Below are 1,642 nucleotides of genomic sequence, written 5' to 3'. Positions count from 1 at the left end.
GCCTTCGGCGACGGCGCCCCCGCGCTGCCGCCCAACGGCTTCGCCGACACGCAACCGATGTAGCCAGCCAGAAAAAAACCCGGCCGAAGCCGGGTTTTGTCTGAACGCCTTCCGGCCTCAGGGCTTGTTGCCCGTCGGGAAAGGCCACGCAGCCGCAGGGCTGAGCGCGGTCTTGGCAGCCGGAGCGGCCGCAGGCTTGGCAGCAGCAGGCGCAGCAGGCGCCGCGGGTGCCGCCTTCTTTGCAGCCGGCTTCTTGGCCGCCTTCTTGGCCGCAGGCTTCGCAGCGGGCTTCGCAGCCTTCTTCGCAGGGGCCTTCTTCGCAGCAGCCTTCTTGGCAGGCGCCTTCTTGGCAGCAGCCTTCTTCGCCGGCGCCTTCTTGGCGGCGACCTTCTTCGCTGCGACCTTCTTSGCCGGAGCCTTCTTCGCTGCCGCCTTCTTGGCCGGAGCCTTCTTCGCCGCGACCTTCTTCGCCGGGGCCTTCTTCGCTGCCGCCTTCTTGGCCGGAGCCTTCTTTGCAGTTGCCATTACATTTCTCCTTGATCAAGTTGAAAGAGCACTGCCCTGCGCCGGCGCCATGCCGATGCGAGGCAGTTATTCACTGTCCGAAGTCGCCCAGGAGGGACGCCCCGGTACGGTGAATGGGGTTRCAGGCCGTTGGCCACCGCGTGCTTGACGGTGATCTCTTGACGGCTTGCGAATCTTGATCTCGTCCATGACCTGTTGCTGATCTCTTGTGATGCAGTCAGCGAAGCGTCAGTCCCACGAGAGGGCGCCACCGGATTGGTACTCGATGACACGCGTCTCGAAGAAGTTGCGCTCCTTTTTCAGGTCGATCATTTCGCTCATCCACGGGAACGGGTTTTCCTCGTTCGGGAAGAGCTCTTCCAAACCAATCTGCGTTGCACGCCGGTTGGCGATGTAGCGCAGGTAACCCTTGAACATCGATGCATTGAGGCCCAGCACGCCGCGCGGCATGGTGTCCTCGGCGTAGCGGTACTCGAGCTCGACGGCCGTCATGAACAAGGCCTTGATCTCGGCCTTGAACTCCGCCGTCCAGAGGTGCGGATTCTCGAGCTTGATCTGGTTGATCAGGTCGATGCCGAAGTTGCAGTGCATCGACTCGTCGCGCAGGATGTATTGGTACTGCTCGGCAGCGCCGGTCATCTTGTTCTGGCGACCGAGCGCCAGGATCTGCGTGAAGCCGACGTAGAAGAACATGCCTTCCATCAGGCAGGCGAACACGATCAGCGACTTCAGCAGCGTCTGGTCGTTCTCGGGCGTTCCGGTGTTGAAGTTCGGATCCATGATCGCGTTGATGAACGGGATCAGGAATTCGTCCTTGTCGCGGATCGACTTCACCTCGTTGTAGGCGTTGAAGATCTCGCTCTCGTCCAGCCCGAGCGACTCGACGATGTACTGATAGGCGTGCGTGTGGATCGCTTCCTCGAAGGCCTGGCGCAGCAGGAACTGGCGGCATTCGGGCGCCGTGATGTGGCGGTAGGTGCCCAGCACGATGTTGTTGGCGGCCAGCGAATCGGCGGTGACGAAGAAGCCGAGGTTGCGCTTGATGATGCGGCGCTCGTCTTCGCTCAGGCCGTTCGGATCCTTCCAGGTCGCGATGTCGCGCGACATGTTCACTTCC

The 1,642-nt window shown here is 62.0% G+C and carries 2 protein-coding genes; both read right to left on the bottom strand.

The annotated features are described in order from the left end of the window. Positions 1–117: 117 nt before the first annotated feature. A complete protein-coding gene (locus tag AC1D01_RS33785) occupies positions 118–525 on the bottom strand; it encodes a histone H1-like DNA-binding protein (protein WP_477873831.1) in 408 nt (135 codons plus the stop codon). A 228-nt stretch (positions 526–753) separates the two neighbouring features. Continuing rightward, positions 754–1,642 (bottom strand): ribonucleotide-diphosphate reductase subunit beta (locus AC1D01_RS33780; protein WP_477873830.1); only part of this gene is annotated, 889 nt, incomplete at its 5' end.

It is taken from the genome of Rhizobacter sp. P3_B12 (assembly GCF_056402895.1).
Note: the sequence above shows the minus strand (reverse complement) of the source record. Positions and strands in the feature narration are given on the sequence as shown.